Genomic DNA, 19,199 nt, shown 5'->3' with positions numbered 1-19,199 from the left:
GATTACTCCCTCCCCCGGTAGCTCATGAGTGCGGCCAACTGATCTGGGTCCAGCTCGGTGAGCCAGCCCTCGCCTTCGCCCACCACGGCGCCGGCCAGCTGCGTCTTACCGTCCAAGATATCCTGGATGGATTCCTCCAGCGTACCTGCGGTGATCATCTTATACACCTGCACATTGCGGCGCTGGCCAATGCGGAAGGCACGGTCCGTCGCCTGGTTTTCCACCGCCGGATTCCACCAGCGGTCCATGTGCACGACGATAGAGGCGGCCGTCAGGTTCAGACCGGTGCCGCCGGCTTTGAGCGAAAGGATCATCGCCGGCGGTCCGTCCTCGGACTGGAAATCTTCCACCATCTGGTCGCGCTTATTCTTGGTTACTCCGCCGTGGAGGAAGGGGATATCGCGGCCCAGCTGGTCACTCAGATAGGGCTGCAGGATATCTCCAAAGGCCTTGTACTGGGTAAAGACGAGGAGTCGCTCGCCGGATTCGGTGGCCTCGTCCACGATGCGCATGAGCTTCTTGACCTTGCCGGAGCGGTGCTTGCCTTTCAACGTCACCGGCGAGTTATCGCCCAAGTAGTGCGCCGGGTGATTACAAATCTGCTTGATGCGGGTCAGCGAGGCCAACACCAAACCGCGCTTATTGATGCCCGTAGCCTCCTGCAGGTCCTTCTTCACCTGGTTGACCAGTGCCTTATATAAGGCGGCCTGCTCGGTGGTCATGGATACGGTGAGGATCTGCTCGGACTTTTCTGGCAGGTCATCGATGATATTCGGGTCCGTCTTGACGCGGCGGAGGATAAACGGCGCGGTGAGTTGGCGGAGGCGCTCGGACATCTCCTCGTCATTATTGCGCTCGATGGCCTTGGCAAAGTGATTGCGGAAGAACGAGGCGGTGCCCAGCACGCCGGGATTGCAAAAATCCAGGATGGAGCGCATCTCGGAGAGTCGATTTTCCACCGGGGTGCCGGTCAGTGCTACGCGGTGCTCTGAGGGCAGCGAGCGCACGGCCTTGGACGAGCGCGTCGCGGAATTCTTGATGGCCTGGGCCTCATCGAGGACAACGCGCTGCCAGCCCACCTCGCCCATGTCATTAAAATCGCGGCCCACGGTGCCGTAGGTGGTGATGACGAGGTCGGATTTGGCGGCAGCCTGGGCAAAGTCCTCACCGCGCGGGCGGCTGGGACCGTGCTGCACCATGACCTTGAAGTCTGGGACGAAGCGCTGGGCCTCGCGGGCCCAGTTGCCTACCACGGACGTTGGTGCCACCACGAGCGTGGGACCGGTCTGCTCACCGCGGTCTTTCTCTACCGCGAGGAGGGACAGTAGTTGAAGGGTTTTGCCGAGACCCATGTCGTCGGCAAGCACTGCCCCAATGCCACTGCGCGACATCCAATACAGCCAGTCGACGCCGCGGCGCTGGTACTCGCGCAACTCCGCATGGACGGAGGCGGGAATCTCCACGCGCTCCGGGGCAACCTTATCCACCCCGCCGAGCAGCGCAGTGTGCCAGGTGCTGCCGGTGAACTCGATGGGCTCTTGGGTCATGGACTCTAGCGCCAGCTCGCGCAGTTCGGCCACGGTGACCTGCTCGTGCTCCTCGCCGCCCTCGTTGAATTCTTGGCGGCGGCGCTCCACGTCCGCCATCAGAGCTTCCCACCCTGGCTGGTCGAGCTGCTTAGCCATCTCTGCGGAGGCTGCTAGCTGCTCGAGCTCCTTTTTCTTGCGCGCGATGGCCTTCTCCCGCAGCGCGTCCATGTAGCCGGAGACTTGGGAGACGACCTGCTTATCGGCCATGACCCACTTGCCGCGCAGCTGGATGAGGCCGGACTTGGAATTGACCAGGTCCTCCATCTCTTCCTCGGTCAGCTCCACATCGCCCACGGACATGCGCCAGTTATAGTCCACGAGCTTATTCATGCCGATGTGTTTCTTCGTGGCGGCCTCGGCCGGATCGCGGGCCTCGTGGGTTTCCAGCTTGGCCTTAGTCTCCATCTGCGCCCATGCTTTGGGCAGCATGACGGTCACGCCGCTGGCCTTGAGCTTATCCACCTCGTGGGTAATAAAATGGGTGAGCTGGTGGGTTTCTAGGTAGACGTCCCAGTCGCCGTCGCCAGGCTGTGGCAGCTGCGCGGTCTCCCCCAGCGTGGGTGCGATGCGCACGGCTTTGCGGTGAGCTTCGCGCAGCTTTTCCACACTCGCTCTATCCAAACTCTGCGCCGACACCGGCCGCGGAGAATCCGTGCCCGAGCGCACCCGCACGCGCACTGGCCACTTGGCCGTATCCGGGTCAACGTCAAGCGGCTCCTCCACGATGTAGACCAGCTGGAGCTCAACCTCGTAGATGGAATTCTTCCACTCATTGAGCCCGCGCAGCAGCTGCGAGCGTCCCCGCCGGATTGGCCGCGTATCGAGCAGGGCGCGGGCGAACTCGTGCCATGGCATCGGCCGCGGCGCCTCCGCCACGGGCCGCAGCTCGCGAAAGGCAATCCAGTGGGTGAGCTCATCGGCCATGTCATCCGAGAGCGCCCGATTATTCACGTGCAAAATGCCCGGCGCGGCCGCCATCATCTCCGCGAGCCAGCCGCGCTCGCCCAGGCCGGAGGCCAGCTGCCACATGGGGAACCACTCATTGGCTTGGTAAGCCAGCCGGAAGGTCACGCGCCCGGCGCGCACGAACTTGCACAGGCCGCTGTAGGCATGAATCAGCCACTGAAGGTCGGGGGCGATGGTGGCGGGCGGCTTGTGGTTCAGGTGCTCCATTTGGGCGAGCGCCGCCACGGCCTCTTCGGGGCCGAACATCGCCATGGGCACCATCAGGGAGACATCCTTGCCCTTTGGCGTACGCAGCGATACCCGCGCTCGGTTGCGGAAGGATTTCTTCGCCAGGATGGACTCCACCGCTGGCGGGAAGGTGCCCTCAGGAACGGCATTGGGCATGACGATCTTGTGCCCTTCTACCTGTTCAATCCATAGACCTAGTCCCGTAACGGGGAGCCACAGTCCATGCACTAGGTAAGAAGCCATAGCCGCCAGCATAGCAGCCCATTTGATTTTGTTACACGCTCGTTATGTTCCGTCCTTTTCCCAGTTGAACGACAGAAAATCGAAACGGAGATCTGCGCCACACCTGTATTTTCGCTTGGGTTAACCTTGTGACCCCGTTAACGTGAGAATGTCATCACACACCTACAAGGAGTAAAACGTGCAAGATTCAACTTGGTACGTCATTGCGATGATCGTGTATCTCCTCGCAATGGCAGCCATTGGCTATTGGAGCTACAAGCAAACCGATCAATATGACGATTATGTTTTGGGCGGCCGTGGTCTGCACCCATTCGTAGCGGCCCTCTCCGCAGGCGCTTCCGACATGTCCGGCTGGCTGCTCATGGGCCTGCCTGGCGCGCTCTTCCTCTCCGGCATGTCCGAGCTATGGATGGCCATCGGCCTGCTCGTCGGCTGCTGGGCAAACTGGAAGTGGGTCGCACCGCGCCTGCGCTCCTACTCGGAGATCGCGGCCAACTCCATTACCGTGCCGTCCTTCTTTGAAAACCGCCTGCACGATAAGTCCCGCCTGCTGCGCATCATCTCCGCAGCCATCATCATCTTCTTCTTTACCTTCTACGTCTCCTCCGGCATGGTCTCCGGCGGCCGCTACTTCGAGTCCACCTTCGGTGGCGACTACCTCACCGGCATGCTTGTTATCGCCGCGGTGACCATCTTCTACACCTTCGTCGGCGGATTCTTGGCTGTGTCCTACACGGACGTCGTCCAGGGCGTGCTCATGTTCGTCGCCTTGATGATCGTGCCAATTATGGCAATCGTCTCTCTCAGCGATCCTGCTTCCATCTTCTCTTTCGCAAGCAATAATGCCTACGGCACCGATGGCGTAGTGGAAAATGACAACTACTTCTCCATGTTCGCGGGCGTTTCCGCTGGCGTCATCATCGGCAACCTGGCCTGGGGCCTGGGCTACTTTGGCCAGCCACACATCGTGGTCCGCTTCATGGCGCTGCGTAAGCCTTCCGACGCCCGCCAGGGCCGCTTCTACGGCGTTACCTGGATGGGTCTGTCCGTTATCGGCGCTATCTTCGTCGCTCTCTCTGGCACCGTCTACTTCACCCAGACCGGCCACAGCATCACCGACCAGGAGAACTTCGAAACCATCTTCCTGGATATGGCGCAGGCCATGATGCACCCACTGCCCGCAGGCTTCGTCCTGACCGCGGTTCTGGCCGCCATCATGTCCACCATGTCGTCCCAAATGCTCGTCGTCTCTACTTCCCTCATCGAGGACCTCTTCCTCATCTTTGCTAAGAAGAAGCCCAGCGAGCAGGTCCTCATCAATCTCTCCCGCACCGCCATCGTCGCCATCGCGGTCATCGCCGCCCTGCTGGCAATCAACCCATCTGACTCCATTTTGGGTCTGGTTGGCTTCGCTTGGGCAGGCTTTGGTTCTGCCTTCGGCCCGATCATCTTGCTCTCCCTGTACTGGAAGCGCCTCAACTCCGCCGGTGCCATTGCCGGCATGCTTACCGGTGCAATCGTTGCTATTGGCTGGGGCATGTCTCCGCTTTCCGACGTCCTCTACGAAATCGTCCCAGGCTTCTTCCTGGCCCTCATCGTGGCGGTTATTGTCTCCAAGCTCACGAAGGAGCCTAAGCCAGAGGTTGTTGCCGAATTCGAAGAGTCCACCAAGCTGGCCAAGCTCGTGGAAAATGACTCCAACCTCGACTTCGAGGAAGCCGCAGAAAAGGTCACCGATAAGTAGTCGGAACCAACGCGGACTCCTCGCAGTCCAATAGGACATGAAGTCCTATTACCTGGCCGCACTATCATGCATCACCGTCCTCATCGGTGCATGGTATGCGTGGCCTTTTCCGCGTTTTGACGTCACCACGCTCCCCTCCCGCCCCGAAGCCGCCGGCTACAACCGTGAAGACTTCGGCATCTGGCAGCCCCACGGCGCCTGCACCACCCGCGAGGTCATTCTAGAAAGCCAATCCAGCGATCCCCTCCACTCCTGCCACGCCCGCAGCGGGACCCTTTATGACCCCTATAGTGACACCACCATTCCCGCTACCTCGCCCATTGAGATCGACCACATCTTTCCCCTCTCCGCGGCCTATGACATGGGCGCTTCCGAGTGGGACCGCGAAACCAAGGTCCGCTTTGGCAACGACCCGCTCAATCTCGTAGCCACCAGCCGTGAGCTCAACCAAGAAAAGTCAGACGCCCTTCCCGCGGAATGGCTACCTCCCGCCAACCGCTGCGACTATTCCCGCCGCCTTGCTGACATAGCCCGAAAGTACTCCCTTCCCCTGCCTTCCAAGGACGTGCGGGTGATGCAAAGGCAATGTCGGTTAGCCGTACTCACCGGAAATTGATTAGGGTTGACGTGGCAACTTTCCGCGATTGAAGGGTTCTTTCAATGACTTCTTTCCTTGTATTCCTCCACGTGGCCGCAGCCATTCTCTTGATCGGCCCAGTATGCGTATCCACCTCTAGCTTCCAGACCCAAATGGTCAAGGCAGCACAGGGTGACCACGCGGCGCTCGGCTCCGCTCGCGTCCTGCACAACATCACCAATACCTACGGCTACATCTCTGCCATCGTGCCTATCCTCGGCCTCGGCGTATTCCTTTCCGATATCAGCGCTTACAAGTCCGAAGTGAACTTCCACATCGCCATCTTGGTTGCCATCATCGCATGGTGCCTGCTCTTCTTCGTCATTCTGCCAAAGCAGAAGAAGGCGATGGCCGCCCTCGAATCGACTGAATCCTTCGACTACGCGGCAGCTAAGAAGCCACTGTCCGCATTCGGCGGCGTATTCAACCTTCTGTGGATCATCTGCCTCATCCTGATGTACGTCCACTTCTAAGTGGCCTTCTAAAAAGCCATTTACTCCTCTGGGACAGTGTCTTCACTGTCCCTTTTCTCGTTTTCTAGCTCTTCCTTCAGCTTTTGCGCATCTTCGTGCGCATTTTCTCGACGCCGCCGCGTCGCCTGTGCCACTGTCTGCGCCCACCTCCGATTCTTCGGCGCGAGCGGCCCGCTGGCTTCGTCATAGACCCAAGTCGAATCCTCAAAGAGCCAGACGACGTCCCCGCTAATCGGGTCCTTGATATAAAACGCTCGCCCATCAGTCTTGATGTTGTGGTGATGTTGACACAGGCAGGTCAAGTTTGCCGCCGAAGTAGGTCCTCCGTCAGCGAAATCATGCCGATGGTCCATCTGGGAAGCCATCGCCGGCCGCGTACATCCGGGCCACCTGCAGGTTCCATCGAGCCCTTCCACAAAGGCGCGGATATGCGGCGGCGTGACGTAGTTTCCGCTTTCATCTTCTGCCGCCTTCTCCATGTCGCGCACGGTCGTGGCCCGCGATTGCATGTCATCGGCCACCTCAGGCGAAACCCAACCCAGGTTTTGGACGAAAGCAGGAGCATCCGGCAGATCGCAGCGGTACATATTGAGCACCACCTTCGCCTTGGCTTCGGCCTCACCGGTGAGCAACTCGACCGCAGCCTGAGCCAAGGAAATGTCCTTCTCCGTGGCCACACCGCGAATATTTCGGTCGATGATTTCGGCAGTCTCTAGGCCCACGTCGAGGCACACTGCGGCCCACTCCCCGCCCGTAGGCTCGAGGTGATAGGACTCCTTGCGCCGCGGGTCGCGTGCGGCGATGGTCGGATCAAGGCGGACAATAAGCTCCCGCAGCTTTCGCCGCAGGTTGCGATGGGACGGTAATTTTTGGTTGGGGCGTTTGGGGGTGAGGTAGGTGGTTAATTCGGCGTCGATAAGCAGGCGTTTTTCGGTGTCAATCTCGCCCAACTTGGACAGCGTCTGGTCAATAGTAATTAAGCGGTCTAAATCTAAGTGGTAGTGCTCTTCCTGCCGGGCTTTAAGGCGCGGCAGCTCCTGCAATCGCTCAAAGGCGAAAATAATATTTCTAATTCGGGACTGCCGCGTTCCGGTGAGATCCGACAGTGATTGGCTAATTATTTCGATATCGTCATCCGGGTCTGGATGCAGGCGTTTCCAAAGGAGGTATTCGGCCTTGCGAATGTCTGTTGCTGCTTGTGAGGTGGAATTTGCTGGATTGGTATTGGCAAAGTAGGGCGCATTCATGGACTTCCCCCGCAGAAGTTTCTCTAGAACATGTTTGCGCTTTCAGTATACAAAACCCCTCCGACACACTACCCCCGTTTATAGTAAAACCGCAGGTCAAATGGCACGAAAAAATGGGCCTCCAAAGAGGCCCATCGAGTCGAAAATGCTAGTCGCGCCAGCGTCCACCGCGCTTGCGTCCACCGCCGTGGTCACGGCGAGGTGGGCGGCCGGTGTCCTTTTGAATCTTGATCAGCTGGCCGGAAATGCGGGTATCTTTCAGGCGGTCCAGCACTGCTGGGTCGAGGTTCTTTGGCAGGTCAACCAGGGTATGGCCCACCGCGATGGTGATGCGGCCGAAGTCCTTGGCAGACAGGCCACCCTCGTTAGCAATAGCACCCACGATGGCTCCTGGGCGCACATTTTGCCGCTTGCCGACGTCCAATCGGTACGTCTCAAAGTCTCCGTCCGGCCGCTTTGGGCTGCGGCCCTTACCGCCACCCTTGAAATCGCGCTTGCGATCGTCGCGGCGGTCGCGGTCGCGCTTCGGCTTGGGCAGCGGCTTGTCTTCCATCAGGAAGTTCTTGCCACCCTGCAGCATGACGGCGAGGGCTGCGGCGATGTCATCCATGGGCGCGTTATTGTCCTCGGAGTACTTGCGCACCAAGGTGCGGAAGAAGTCCGCCTGCTTATTGTCCATGGAGTTGGTAATGGACTGCGCGAACTTTTCCTTGCGCTTTTCATTGACCTCATCGACGGACGGCAGTTCCATCTCTTCCAAGCGGGCGTTGGTCACGCGCTCGATGGAGCGCAGCATGCGGCGCTCGCGCGGGGTGACGAACAGGATGGCTTCGCCGGAGCGTCCAGCGCGGCCGGTGCGGCCGATGCGGTGGACGTAGGACTCGGTATCGTTCGGGATATCGAAGTTGACCACGTGCGTGATGCGCTCGACGTCGAGGCCGCGGGCGGCGACGTCGGTAGCCACGAGGATGTCTAGGCGGCCATCCTTGAGCTGATCGACGGTGCGCTCACGCTGCGCCTGCGCAATATCGCCGTTGATGGCGGCGGCGCTGAAGCCGCGGTCACGCAGGGTCTCGGCCACCTCTTCGGTCTCGTGCTTGGTGCGGCAGAAGACGATGATGGCGTCGTAATTGATGACCTCAAGGATGCGGGTGAAGGCATCCATCTTTGCGCGGTGCGGAATGAGGAGGAAGCGCTGCGTGATGTTGTCATTGGTGCGGCGCTCGGACTTCACCGTGACCTCGGCGGGGTTGTCGAGGTACTGCTTAGAAAGGCGCCGGATAGCGTTCGGCATGGTGGCCGAGAAAAGCGCCACCTGCTTGCGGTCCGGGGTGTCCTCCAGGATGCGCTCGACGTCTTCCTGGAAGCCCATGTTCAGCATCTCATCGGCCTCATCGAGGACGAGGAACTGCAGCTGGGACAGGTCCAGCGAGCCCTTCTCCAGGTGGTCGATGACGCGACCCGGGGTACCCACGATGACCTGCGCACCGCGGCGCAGACCGGATAGCTGAATGCCATAGGCTTGGCCACCGTAGATAGGCAGCACCTCGACGCCCTTGAGAGACTCGGCGAAGGATTGGAAGGAGTCCGCCACCTGCAGCGCCAGCTCGCGGGTGGGAGCGAGCACGAGGGCCTGCGGATGGCGGGCCTTGGTGTCAATCTGTGACAGAACCGGCAGCGCAAAGGCTGCGGTCTTGCCGGTACCGGTCTGGGCAAGGCCGACAACGTCGCGGCCTTCCATCAAGATCGGGATGGTTTCTTCCTGAATGGGGGACGGCTTGGTGAAGCCTACTTTCGCAACGGCCTCCAGAATTTTCTCTGGCAGGCCAAGATGCGCGAACCCCTGGGAGTTGTCGTTGGCTGAATCTTGGGACTCAGCGCCGGTGTCCTCAGAAGTATTCGCAGCCCTGGTGTCCTTGGTGACACCTTGCGAGTTGTCCTGAGATTCCGACTTATTAAAATCTTCCGGCTCGTTGACGCCGCCGGTGGCGTTATCGGTAATGCTCATTGCTTCACCAACCCTACGCGATTGCCGCCCCAAACTCCATATCCTAAGCGCCCGCGACGAAAGTGCGGTAGCTCAGCGGCATGCCCGGACGGTAGGCCAAGTGCACGGCGCTGGGGGCGTCGAGCACGTGCAGGTCCGCTGCGGCGCCCTCCACAATGGTGCCCTTCGCAGGGCGGCCCTGCGGGTCGAGGCCATTGCCAACGTTGTGGCGGCGCAGGGCGGTCGCTCCGCCGGTGGTGGCGGCGTGGATGGCCTCATCGACGGAGAGGTGCTGCTGCAGGACCGCGGTGGTCACGCAGTAGTTCATCGAGGAGGTATAAGACGTGCCGGGGTTGAGGTTGGAGGCGATGGCGAGGGTAGCGCCGGCGTCGAGAAGCGTGCGGCCCGGAGCAAGCGGCTCGCGGGTGGACAGGTCGCACGCCGGCAGCATGGTGGCCACGGTATCGGAATTGGCTAGCAGCTCGACGTCCTCGTCGGTTAGGTGATTGACGTGGTCTACCGAGGCGGCGCCCAGCTCCACGGCCAGGGCCACGCCCGGCCCCTCGCCCAGCTGATTGCCGTGCACGCGCAGGCCGAGGCCCAACTTCTTACCGGCCTCCAGCACGCGGCGGGATTGTTCCTCGTTGAAGGCGCCGCGCTCGCAGAAGACGTCGATCCACTGCACGTAGGGAGCAACGCCTTCGAGCATGGGGCCAACGACCTCGTCGAGGTACTCCTCCGCGTCCGCTCCCGGCGGAACCAGGTGCGCGCCCAAGAAGGTCACGTCATCGACGTGGCGGGAGGCTACCTTGGCGGCCTCCACCTCGGACTCGGTATTGAGGCCGTAGCCGGTCTTGGTCTCGAAGGTGGTGGTGCCACCGCGGCGGCCGGCGGCCACGCGGTCCGCCACCAGCTGGTCCAGGCGGTCGGTGCCGGCCTGGCGGGTGGCGTCCATGGTCACGGCAATGCCGCCTGCTTCATAGGAACCGCCGGAGATGCGGGCCTCGAATTCGGCGGAGCGATCACCGTCGAAGACCATGTGGGTGTGCGAATCTACCCAGCCGGGCAGGACGGCGCGGCCGCCTAAGTCCACCTTCTCGTCGGCGGCCGGTGCCTCGGAGGCTGGGCCGACCCAGGCGATGGTGCCGGATTGGGCGATAATGGCGGCGTCGTTAAGCGTGCCACGCTCGCTGACCGTACGGAGTTCTGAAATGCCGGTAAAAAGTGTGCTCATCTAGTCCCTTGCCTTGAATTCCATCGGAATGCGGACGCCGCGCTCGTCGGCGACCTCCTTCGCGCGAGTGTAGCCGGAATCGACGTGGCGGATAACGCCCATGCCCGGATCATTGGTGAGCACCGCGCGCAGCTTGGCCGCGGCGAGCTCGGTGCCGTCTGCAACGGTGACCTGGCCTGCGTGGATGGAGCGGCCCATGCCCACGCCACCGCCGTGATGGAGGGAAACCCAGGTAGCGCCGGAAGATACGGCGGTCATGGCATTGAGCAGCGGCCAGTCAGCCACGGCATCGGTGCCATCGAGCATGGCCTCGGTTTCGCGGTACGGGGAGGCCACGGAGCCAGAATCCAGGTGGTCACGGCCGATGACGATCGGCGCCTTGATCTTGCCCTCGCGCACCAGGTCGTTGAAGAGCAGGCCGGCCTTGTGGCGCTCGTTGTAGCCCAGCCAGCAAATGCGTGCTGGCAGGCCCTCGAACTCGACGTATTCTTCGGCGGCGTCGAGCCAGTTGTGCAGGTGCTCGTTGTCCGGGAAGAGCTCCTTGAGTGCTTGGTCGGTGACCTTGATGTCCTCTGGGTCTCCGGAGAGCGCGGCCCAGCGGAAGGGGCCCAGGCCCTCGCAGAAGAGCGGGCGAATATAGGCCGGAACGAAGCCCGGGAACTCGAAGGCGCGCTGGTAGCCGGCCTTGCGGGCCTCATCGCGGATGGAGTTGCCGTAGTCAAAGACCTCGGCACCCTCATCCTGGAACTCGACCATAGCCTGGACCTGGGCAGCCATGGACTCGCGAGCCTTCTTGGTAAAGGTGGTCGGATCCGCCTTGGCCTCGTTGTGCCAGTCTTCCATAGTGATTTCAGAAGGCAGGTAGGACAGCGGGTCATGCGCGGAGGTCTGGTCCGTGACGATGTCTACGGTAAATTCCCCGGCGCGCTGGCGGCGCAGGACCTCTGGGAATACCTCGGCGGCGTTGCCCACGAGGCCGACGGACAGGGCCTTCTTGTTCTCCTTGGCATCCAGGACCAGCTTGAGGGCCTCGTCAAGGTCGGTGACAACCTCGTCCAGGTAGCGCTTGTGCTGGCGGCGCTTGAGACGAGTCTCGTCCACATCCACGATGAGGCAGGCGCCGCCGTTGAGGGTGACAGACAGCGGCTGTGCGCCGCCCATGCCACCGCAGCCACCGGTCAGGGTGAAGGTGCCGGCCAGGCTGCCGCCAAAGCGCTTCTTAGCCACGGCCGCGAAGGTCTCGAAGGTGCCCTGCAGGATGCCTTGGGTGGCGATGTAGATCCAGGAGCCGGCCGTCATCTGGCCGTACATCATCAGGCCCTCGTCCTCGAGCTTGCGGAAGTGCTCCCAGTTAGCCCAGTCTCCTACGAGGTTGGAGTTAGCAATAAGTACACGCGGTGCCCACTCGTTGGTCTTCCAGATGCCCACCGGCTTGCCGGACTGCACCAGCAGCGTCTCATCGGACTCGAGGTCTTTGAGGGATTCTACGATGGCGTCAAAGGCTTCCCAGCTGCGCGCTGCACGGCCAGTGCCGCCGTAGACCACGAGGTCCTCGGGGCGCTCTGCAACCTCGGGGTCGAGGTTATTCATGAGCATGCGCAGGGGCGCTTCGGTCTGCCAGGACTTGGCGGACAGTTCGGTTCCGCGCGGCGCGCGTACTTCGCGTGGTTGAGACATGGGCTTCCTTTCGTCGTGCTTTTCTGACGCCTTCCCAAGCCCCCTAGGCCGGTGTCCCGGGGCTGTCCCCGGGGACTTGTTCAGCGTCACATGTCACAAGGTACTGTGATGCAGCTCTGTGCACCATGCCACACAAACCCGAACTGTCTCGTATATGAGACACCCACGGAATGATCTACGATGGCCTGCATGCGTCGGTTCATCCCCCTCCTTTCCGTGGCCCTCCTCGCCGCTTGTTCCACCCCCGCCGAGGAGCCGCAGCCGCCCCACTATGTGGCGCTAGGAGATTCCTATGCGGCCATGGGCTCGACCACGCTGCCACTGGATCCGCCCAATACCTGCGTGCGCGCGCAAGACTCCTACCCAGAGCTCGCGGCCAAAGACATGGGCGCAGAGCTCACCAATGTCACCTGCCAGGGCGCTAGTACCCTCGACGTACTTTCCTCGGCCGGCGAGCACCCCGCCCAGGTGGACGCCCTACGCAAGGACACCGACCTGGTGAGCCTATCCATCGGCGGCAATGACGCCAGCTTCGTGCGCCTTACCCAGTGCGCCACGGACGATATCTGCCAGGCGGAATCCGGCGCGCAGATTGACTTAGAAATCCGCGATCTGCCCCGCCGGCTCGACAAGGTCTACGAGGAGATTCACCGCCGCTCCCCTAATGCGAAGGTCCTTGCCACCGGCTATCTCCCCCTTATCAAGCGCGGGGAGACCTGCCCCTATATAGAAAAAATCCCGGCCAGTGACCGGGAATGGTTGGCAAGCTCCATCGAGCGCATCAACCAGGCGGTGCGCGAGGCCGCCGAGCGCAATGGGGCCACTTACGTGCTTGCCGACGCCGCCCTAGACCACACCGCCTGCTCCCCCTCGCCGTGGGTGGATTTTACGGGCAAGGACACCAATTCCTTCCCCATGCACCCCACCCACGCGGGACAGGTGGCGATGGCCCAAGCCCTTAGCCGCGCAGCTGGCCGGTAGCGTCCTCGACGGCGTCGATAAGAGCGCCCTCCTTGACTAGGCGTACAGTTTCCTCGATTTCCGGGGACAGGTATCGGTCCACGCCGGGGCCCTCGACAGTCTCGCGCAGCTTCTCAATCACCGCGCCGGTTCCCTTGGCCGGGGTACCCTCGCGCATGTCGATGGCGCGGGCGGCGGTGAGGATCTCTACGGCGAGCACCCGCTGCAGGCCATCGACAGCCTTGCGCAGCTTGCGGGCGGCGGACCACCCCATGGAGACATGGTCTTCCTGCATGGCCGAAGACGGAATGGAATCGGCCGAGGATGGGTTAGCCAGGCGCTTCATCTCACTGACGATGCCAGCCTGGGCGTACTGCGCGATCATGTGGCCGGAGTCGACACCGGGGTCATCAGCAAGGAAAGCATTCAACCCGCGGTTGCGCGCCGGGTCCAGGAAGCGGTCGGTGCGGCGCTCGGAAATGGACGCCAAGTCCGCAGTGACAATAGCCAGGAAGTCGAGCGCATAGGCTACCGGCGCGCCGTGGAAATTGCCATTGGAGACCACGCGGCCATCCTTGGTTACCACCGGGTTATCCACCGCGGCTGCGAGCTCGCGCTCGGCCACCTGGGCGGTGTGGGCCAGGGTATCGCGGAACCCGCCCGCTACCTGCGGGGCGCAGCGCACGGAGTACGCATCCTGCACCTGGTTCTTCTTGAACTCCTCGAGCGCGGCCTCCAGAATCTCAGAGCCTTCGGCCACCTGGAGGATATTGGCCGCGGCATCGGCCTGGCCTGGGTGCGGGCGCAGCTGCTGCAGGTCATCGGCAAAGACCACAAGGGTGCCGAGCAGTCCTTCCACAGTCATGGCGGTGGCAATATCGGCGGTCTTTGCGGCCGCGCGCAGGTCAGTAATGGCCAGGCAGAGCTGGCCGAGCATGCCATCGGTGCCGTTAATAAGCGCGAGCCCTTCCTTCTCACGCAGCTGCAGCGGCTCGATGCCGGCCGCGGCCAGGGCGTCGCCTGCGTCCTTAAGCTCGCCGTTGACACGCACCTCACCCTCACCCAGCAGGGCCAGCGCACAGTGGGCCAGCGGCGCCAAGTCGCCAGAGCAGCCCAGCGATCCGTACTCGCGCACCACCGGCACGATGCCAGCGTTCAGTGCCTTGGCATAGGTTTCTACGACCACTGGGCGCACACCAGTGCGGCCGGTGCAAAGGGTGGACAGGCGCAGCAGCATAAGTGCGCGAATGACTTCTTCTTCTACCTCTGGGCCGGTGCCTGCGGCATGCGAGCGCACCAGGGAAAGCTGCAACTGGGCGCGCATCTCCTCCGGAATGTGGCGGCGGGCAAGTGCACCAAAGCCGGTGGAAATGCCATAGACCGGGGTGGGATCCTGTGCCAGTTCTTCCACGCGCTCGCGGGTCGCGGCTATCTCTTCGAGAGCCTCGGGCGCAATCTCCACCTTCGCCCCATAGCGGGCAACGGCAACGACGTCCTCGATGCTCAGCGCACCAACGTTGACGGTCACGGTGGATGGGTAGGCGTTAGGCATGGCAAAAACTCCTTGGAGTAGGGATTGATAATCAAAAATGTGTCGCGCGACAACCCAACGCGATAGATGTATGCTACCTCACTTTTTTCGATTGCGGTAAATTTTCCCCGCGACCTTGTCTGACGCCTCCTGCAGTGCCCGAATGGCGCCATCCACCTTTGCATCTGGCGTCCCTACCGGATACGTCACCGCCACCGCCGCCGCTGGGCGGTCCAGATGGTCCAGAATAGGCACCGCTACAGAAGCCTGGCCGCGGGTAATTTCCTCCACCTCTTGGTCCCAACCCCGCGCGGCCACCAACCGCAAGCGCTCCTTCAAAGCAGAAAAGCCACTACCACCCGCGGTATCGAATGCGGCGCGCACCTCCGCGTCAGGAAGATGCGCCAGCATTACGCGCCCCGACGCCGTCTTATGCGCTTGCAATCGCACTCCAACCTCGGTCACCAAAGAGATTGCCCCTGCGGCACGGACCTCCTGCAAGTACAAGATTTCCGATCCAGCCATACGAGACAAGTGCCCCGATCCACCCACCAGATCCGCACACCTTTCCAAGTCCCGAGTAGCCATTCGCACCAAAGGCTGTTGAGTTACATAGGCCGAAGCCATGGAATAGGCCGCTAGGCCTAGGCCGTAAGTCTTATGTTCCGGCAAGTGCGCCACAAAGCCGGCATCGACCATCTCCGCTAGCAAGTGATAGGTAGATGACCGTGGCAGTCCCAGTTCACCTTGTATCCTGGCAGCAGAAATTGGTACGTCAATCGTCGATAACAACTTAAGAATCTCTAACGCGTGACGGGCCGCTGGAACTCGATTTGTACTCACACTTAGTGATTGTAGGCAGAATTTTCCTGCCATATCCCGCGTTCTTGCCTACCCTCGGTAACCATGAACACCGAAAAAGCTGAACTTTTCACCCCCGCCCCCGAATGGTCCGGCCGCTCCGATGGCCCTGGCCCAGAGCACGCCCGCTGGCATAGCGTTATCAATCAGTCCACCGACTCCCCCGCCCCGGTAACCCTGGTGGGCTTTGCCTCCGATGAGGGCGTGCTGCGCAATGGCGGCCGCCAGGGTGCAGCCGCAGGCCCGGCCGCGCTGCGTTCCGCGCTGGGTTCCTTGGCGGTGCACCATGCGCATGCGCTTGCCGACGCCGGCACAATCACCACCCAAGCCGACGACCTCGAAGGCGCCCACGATGCGCTCTCCGATAAGGTCCAGGAACTCGTCGAAGCCGGCACCCTCCCCATCATTCTGGGCGGAGGTCACGAGACTGCTTTCGGCTCGCACCGCGGCCTCTACCGTGCGGTGGGCGCCACCAAGATCATTAACCTGGACGCCCACTTCGATCTGCGCCGCGCCGATCAACCAACCTCCGGCACCCCGTTCAAGCAGATTTCGGAGCTCACCGATGATTTCGACTACACCGTTCTGGGTATCTCCCGCCCTAATAACACCGCGGTGCTTTTCGACGAAGCCAAGTCCCTCGGCGTGGCCATCACCCTGGACGAAGAGCTGCTCAACCTCTCCCCGGCCGAGTGCGGCGAGCTTGCCGCCCGCGCTACCGAGGGCAAGGACAAGGTCCACCTGTCCATCGACCTCGACGTTTTGCCAGCGTCCACCGCGCCGGGCGTATCCGCACCGGCATCGCTAGGCGTCAGTTATGAGCACATCCGCGCCATGGCCGTGGCTATTGCGCGAACGGGCAAGCTGGCCCTGGTGGACGTCGTTGAGCTTAACCCCACCTTTGACATAGATAACCGCACCGCTAAGGCAGCGGCGCGGCTTATCGACGACATCGTCACGGCGCACCTCACTAGCTAAACGCCAATGGCGTTGGGCTTTACCTGGGCCGTGCAGCTTATCGGGTAGCTTTCTTACTCATCCAACGTTGGACTCCCCACCACATAGCGGGAGTAAAGGCAACGGCGATGAGCCAGTAGACAAGCCAGAAGCTACCCGCTAAGCCAGTCACCACAATTCCTATTAACAGCAAAAGCGCTGCGCCAACACTTGCGAGGACACACTGTGTGAAACTGCGCTGGTCATCTTTAGGCCCTGTGCGAGGGTTGGCGCCAGAAACTTTCTGGTCGACGAACCCAATAATGTCTTTGCCGAAGACAACCGAGAAAGCAATATAAAAGGCCGCGAAGCCGTGCATGAACTCGGCTTTACCGCCTTGGCTCAGGCTCACATAGAAAAATACCAATAGCAGCAGGTCGATGATTGGGGTCGCGGCCATAAGTGTCAAGCCAAGTTTGCGCTGATTAAAGACGTAGCGCAAGAGGCAGCCAGCCACTAAGCAAAGCCAGAAAGCTACCTCAGCTGCGATAGTGGCTATAAGCATCATTGCCCTCCAGCAATATCGATCCTCTTACCCGTCTTGGGTTCAACTTATCAAAACAGCAGGTGGGCAATCGGCGTGGCGATAAGAATGGTCAGCGCTACACGCTCAAACCAGATAATGACCAGGTGGGTGAGCTTCACCGGAATCTTGGTAGCCAAGATGCACGGCACCAGCGCGGAGAAGAAGATGATGGCGGAGACTGCCACCACGCCGATGACGAACTTGAGCACCATGCTGTCGCTGCCTGCCACTGCGGTGGCGGGCAGGAACATTTCCGCAATGCCCATGGCTGCGCCCTTGCCTGCTTGGACCGGCTCCGGCAGCTGCACTACCCACGCGAACGGGTAGAATAGGTAGCCAATCCACTCGAAGATGGGTGTAAAGCGCGCAAGCAGCAGACCGATGAGACCCACCGACATAATGGAAGGAACAATGGCCGCCGCCATGCGCACTCCATCACGCAGGTTCTCCCAGATGGCTGCGGGCAGGGACGGTGCGCGCTGGAGCGCCAGCATGGCCTCGCGCCACGCATTTTTGATGCGCGAGCCTTCTACCGGCTTTTCCGGATCTGGGTGCGCTTCCGCAAAATACTCGTCTGGAATGGTGCGCAGCGGCGGAATCCGCACGGTAATCGCGGTAACCACAAAGGTCACGAAGAGCGTGACAATGAAGTAGGTGCCCCAGATATTCATCAGGTCAAGCTGCTTGGCCACGATGACCATGAAGGCCGCAGAGACCGTCGAAAAGCCGGTGGCAATGATCGCCGCTTCCCTAGCGGTATAGCCGCCCTTTTGATACACGCGGTCCGTCACCAAAATGCCCAGCGAATACGAGCCCACAAACGAGGCCACCGCGTCAATCGCGGAGCGCCCCGGCGTTTTCCACAGCGGCCGCATGATGGGCTGCATGAGCACGCCGACAAATTCCAGCAGGCCAAAGCCAATGAGAAACGCCAGGAACGCACCACCGATAGGCACAATGAGGCCAACCGGAATCGCGATGGAGTTCCACAGGAACGGCACCAGGTCTTCATCGCCCAACACCCACGGCAGCGCATCGATGACCATAAGGAAGGAGACCACCGCGCCCACAATGTTGAGCACCGCAAAGACCGCCTGCAATACGCTTTCTTTGAACGCGCCGGTGGTAAAGCTGCGCACCGTGCCATAGACCGCAAGCGCAAAGATAATCCACGGCACCAGCGCCGGAATCCCTTCGCGCACCATGGTGACCATGTGGTCCAAAGGAATGGAGCGCTTATCCTGGTACGTCACCGGCAGGAAGAATACGAACGCGCCAATGGCGCTATATAAAAAGAGTTTCCACCGTCCCCCAGGCTGCGGGATCTCCCCGTCATGGCTCTGGTGAGAGGTATAGACAGATTCGGTAGAAGTCACAGTAAAACCGTCCCCTCAAGCTTGCATACAAAAATCAAGCCCGCGTGACAGCCTTACGCGAACATTGGGGATATGTTATCTAAGTAACAGCTCACTGTCTAGATGTTTCCGAGATCCAAGGCACAATGGAGTTATGTCTAACCCCATACGCGTCGTTGGCGCCGTCTTCCACGACGGCGAGCGGTTCCTCGCCTGCCGCAAGAAACCAGGCAAACCACTGGAAGGCCATTGGGAATTTCCGGGTGGAAAGATCGAGCCTGGCGAAACCCCTGAGCAAGCTCTAGCTCGTGAAATTCGCGAGGAGCTCAACCTCATCGCCGAGGTCGGCCAGAAAGTGACGACAACAACCTATGAGTACGAATTTGCGACCATTGAGCTAACCACTTTCTATTGCACGCTTGTCGACGGCGACCTACGCCTGACCGACCACGACGATACAAAATGGGTTACCGCCGCAGAGGCCGCGCACCTGACGTGAGCCCCCGCTGATATCCCGGCAGTAGAAGCTATTGCTTCTAGTCACAGCTAAGAAAAGAAAGATTCTTCCTTTCGTATTTTCCTTCTGCCAGCATGCGGCGGATATCCTCCGCCAAACGCACTACCAATTGCGGATCGGATTCCGCCAACGCTGCGATTTCCTGCGTTGCCTTGCCTCCGTTTGTCGTTTGTCCTTCATAGGAGGGGCGCGCCGAGTAGAGATCAAAGTATTTCCGGCTCACGCCATTGACATTCCTAAATTTAGGACCTGGCTGGAATTCATCTCCATACATGACTCCCCTGGCCAGAAGGTTGGAAACCCGAGATATTTCCTCCTTAGGTCCTGTAGCTGGCCATCCTAAACGGATTCCAATTTCGGCGACCAAAAGAATCTCATCTCGTAGCCATTTTGGACTTCTCAATCCGATCTCCAATCGACAGGGATAT

Annotated in this window: 16 protein-coding genes; 6 read left to right on the top strand and 10 right to left on the bottom strand. The window is 60.9% G+C overall.

Annotated elements, in window-relative coordinates:
- Positions 1–2: 2 nt before the first annotated feature.
- Complete coding sequence (locus MHY24_RS01210; protein WP_239228066.1) at positions 3–3,038, bottom strand: DEAD/DEAH box helicase; 3,036 nt, start codon at positions 3,036–3,038, stop codon at positions 3–5.
- Positions 3,039–3,204: 166 nt separating this feature from the next.
- Here MHY24_RS01210 and putP point away from each other — a divergent pair, with 166 nt between their 5' ends.
- The 3 genes from putP to MHY24_RS01195 are packed head-to-tail and all read left to right on the top strand — an operon-like array spanning position 3,205 to position 5,880.
- Positions 3,205–4,770 carry a sodium/proline symporter PutP gene (gene putP / locus MHY24_RS01205; RefSeq protein WP_204609485.1) on the top strand — a complete coding sequence of 522 codons (1,566 nt, stop codon included), beginning with the start codon at positions 3,205–3,207 and terminating at the stop codon, positions 4,768–4,770.
- A gap of 37 nt (positions 4,771–4,807) precedes the next feature.
- Complete coding sequence (locus tag MHY24_RS01200) at positions 4,808–5,386, top strand: HNH endonuclease family protein (RefSeq protein ID WP_239228065.1); 579 nt, start codon at positions 4,808–4,810, stop codon at positions 5,384–5,386.
- Positions 5,387–5,430: 44 nt separating this feature from the next.
- Positions 5,431–5,880: a DUF2269 domain-containing protein gene (locus MHY24_RS01195; protein ID WP_239191570.1), complete on the top strand. Its 450-nt coding sequence runs from the start codon at positions 5,431–5,433 to the stop codon at positions 5,878–5,880.
- A gap of 20 nt (positions 5,881–5,900) precedes the next feature.
- Here MHY24_RS01195 and MHY24_RS01190 read toward each other — a convergent pair whose 3' ends face one another.
- From MHY24_RS01190 to hutU, 4 genes are all read right to left on the bottom strand, one after another.
- Complete coding sequence (locus MHY24_RS01190; protein WP_239228064.1) at positions 5,901–7,127, bottom strand: HNH endonuclease signature motif containing protein; 1,227 nt, start codon at positions 7,125–7,127, stop codon at positions 5,901–5,903.
- Between the two features lie 148 nt (positions 7,128–7,275).
- On the bottom strand, positions 7,276–9,135 hold the full coding sequence (locus MHY24_RS01185; protein WP_239228063.1) for a DEAD/DEAH box helicase: 1,860 nt from the start codon (positions 9,133–9,135) through the stop codon (positions 7,276–7,278).
- 43 nt (positions 9,136–9,178) lie between these two features.
- Positions 9,179–10,348: an imidazolonepropionase gene (gene hutI, locus MHY24_RS01180; RefSeq protein WP_239228062.1), complete on the bottom strand. Its 1,170-nt coding sequence runs from the start codon at positions 10,346–10,348 to the stop codon at positions 9,179–9,181.
- On the bottom strand, positions 10,349–12,025 hold the full coding sequence (hutU, locus tag MHY24_RS01175; RefSeq protein ID WP_239228061.1) for a urocanate hydratase: 1,677 nt from the start codon (positions 12,023–12,025) through the stop codon (positions 10,349–10,351).
- 189 nt (positions 12,026–12,214) lie between these two features.
- On the opposite strand from hutU, the gene MHY24_RS01170 reads away from it, so the two are divergent.
- On the top strand, positions 12,215–13,006 hold the full coding sequence (locus tag MHY24_RS01170) for an SGNH/GDSL hydrolase family protein (protein WP_239228060.1): 792 nt from the start codon (positions 12,215–12,217) through the stop codon (positions 13,004–13,006).
- Here the strand turns inward: MHY24_RS01170 and hutH are convergent.
- Together hutH and MHY24_RS01160 are read right to left on the bottom strand one after the other, a co-directional pair.
- On the bottom strand, positions 12,984–14,537 hold the full coding sequence (gene hutH, locus MHY24_RS01165; protein WP_239228059.1) for a histidine ammonia-lyase: 1,554 nt from the start codon (positions 14,535–14,537) through the stop codon (positions 12,984–12,986). The genes MHY24_RS01170 and hutH overlap by 23 nt on opposite strands.
- Before the next feature lie 78 nt (positions 14,538–14,615).
- A complete protein-coding gene (locus MHY24_RS01160; protein WP_239228058.1) occupies positions 14,616–15,359 on the bottom strand; it encodes an IclR family transcriptional regulator in 744 nt (247 codons plus the stop codon).
- A gap of 63 nt (positions 15,360–15,422) precedes the next feature.
- Between MHY24_RS01160 and hutG the strand changes: the two genes are divergently transcribed.
- Positions 15,423–16,355, top strand: coding sequence for a formimidoylglutamase (hutG, locus tag MHY24_RS01155; protein ID WP_239228057.1), 933 nt, complete (start codon positions 15,423–15,425; stop codon positions 16,353–16,355).
- 37 nt (positions 16,356–16,392) lie between these two features.
- Here hutG and MHY24_RS01150 read toward each other — a convergent pair whose 3' ends face one another.
- Both MHY24_RS01150 and MHY24_RS01145 read right to left on the bottom strand, forming a co-directional pair.
- Entirely contained in the window at positions 16,393–16,881 is a 489-nt protein-coding gene (locus MHY24_RS01150) for a hypothetical protein (RefSeq protein WP_239228056.1), read from the bottom strand.
- A 47-nt stretch (positions 16,882–16,928) separates the two neighbouring features.
- Entirely contained in the window at positions 16,929–18,275 is a 1,347-nt protein-coding gene (locus MHY24_RS01145; RefSeq protein WP_239228055.1) for a YjiH family protein, read from the bottom strand.
- A 133-nt stretch (positions 18,276–18,408) separates the two neighbouring features.
- Here MHY24_RS01145 and MHY24_RS01140 point away from each other — a divergent pair, with 133 nt between their 5' ends.
- Positions 18,409–18,753 carry a (deoxy)nucleoside triphosphate pyrophosphohydrolase gene (locus MHY24_RS01140; RefSeq protein ID WP_239228054.1) on the top strand — a complete coding sequence of 115 codons (345 nt, stop codon included), beginning with the start codon at positions 18,409–18,411 and terminating at the stop codon, positions 18,751–18,753.
- 37 nt (positions 18,754–18,790) lie between these two features.
- On the opposite strand, the gene MHY24_RS01135 is transcribed toward MHY24_RS01140, so the two are convergent.
- Positions 18,791–18,994: a hypothetical protein gene (locus MHY24_RS01135; protein WP_239191599.1), complete on the bottom strand. Its 204-nt coding sequence runs from the start codon at positions 18,992–18,994 to the stop codon at positions 18,791–18,793.
- Between the last annotated feature and the right edge of the window lie 205 nt (positions 18,995–19,199).

The organism is Corynebacterium sp. ACRPQ (assembly GCF_022347225.1).
Lineage (GTDB): Bacteria > Actinomycetota > Actinomycetes > Mycobacteriales > Mycobacteriaceae > Corynebacterium > Corynebacterium tuberculostearicum_D.
Note: the sequence above shows the minus strand (reverse complement) of the source record. Positions and strands in the feature narration are given on the sequence as shown.

Coding starts and splice junctions, on each gene's coding strand:
- MHY24_RS01210 (WP_239228066.1), bottom strand. CDS start 3,038: ATGCTGGCGGCTATGGCTTCTTACCTAGTGCATGGACTGTGGCTCCCC.
- MHY24_RS01200 (WP_239228065.1), top strand. CDS start 4,808: ATGAAGTCCTATTACCTGGCCGCACTATCATGCATCACCGTCCTCATC.
- MHY24_RS01195 (WP_239191570.1), top strand. CDS start 5,431: ATGACTTCTTTCCTTGTATTCCTCCACGTGGCCGCAGCCATTCTCTTG.
- MHY24_RS01190 (WP_239228064.1), bottom strand. CDS start 7,127: ATGAATGCGCCCTACTTTGCCAATACCAATCCAGCAAATTCCACCTCA.
- MHY24_RS01185 (WP_239228063.1), bottom strand. CDS start 9,135: ATGAGCATTACCGATAACGCCACCGGCGGCGTCAACGAGCCGGAAGAT.
- hutI (WP_239228062.1), bottom strand. CDS start 10,348: ATGAGCACACTTTTTACCGGCATTTCAGAACTCCGTACGGTCAGCGAG.
- hutU (WP_239228061.1), bottom strand. CDS start 12,025: ATGTCTCAACCACGCGAAGTACGCGCGCCGCGCGGAACCGAACTGTCC.
- MHY24_RS01170 (WP_239228060.1), top strand. CDS start 12,215: ATGCGTCGGTTCATCCCCCTCCTTTCCGTGGCCCTCCTCGCCGCTTGT.
- hutH (WP_239228059.1), bottom strand. CDS start 14,537: ATGCCTAACGCCTACCCATCCACCGTGACCGTCAACGTTGGTGCGCTG.
- hutG (WP_239228057.1), top strand. CDS start 15,423: ATGAACACCGAAAAAGCTGAACTTTTCACCCCCGCCCCCGAATGGTCC.
- MHY24_RS01150 (WP_239228056.1), bottom strand. CDS start 16,881: ATGATGCTTATAGCCACTATCGCAGCTGAGGTAGCTTTCTGGCTTTGC.
- MHY24_RS01140 (WP_239228054.1), top strand. CDS start 18,409: ATGTCTAACCCCATACGCGTCGTTGGCGCCGTCTTCCACGACGGCGAG.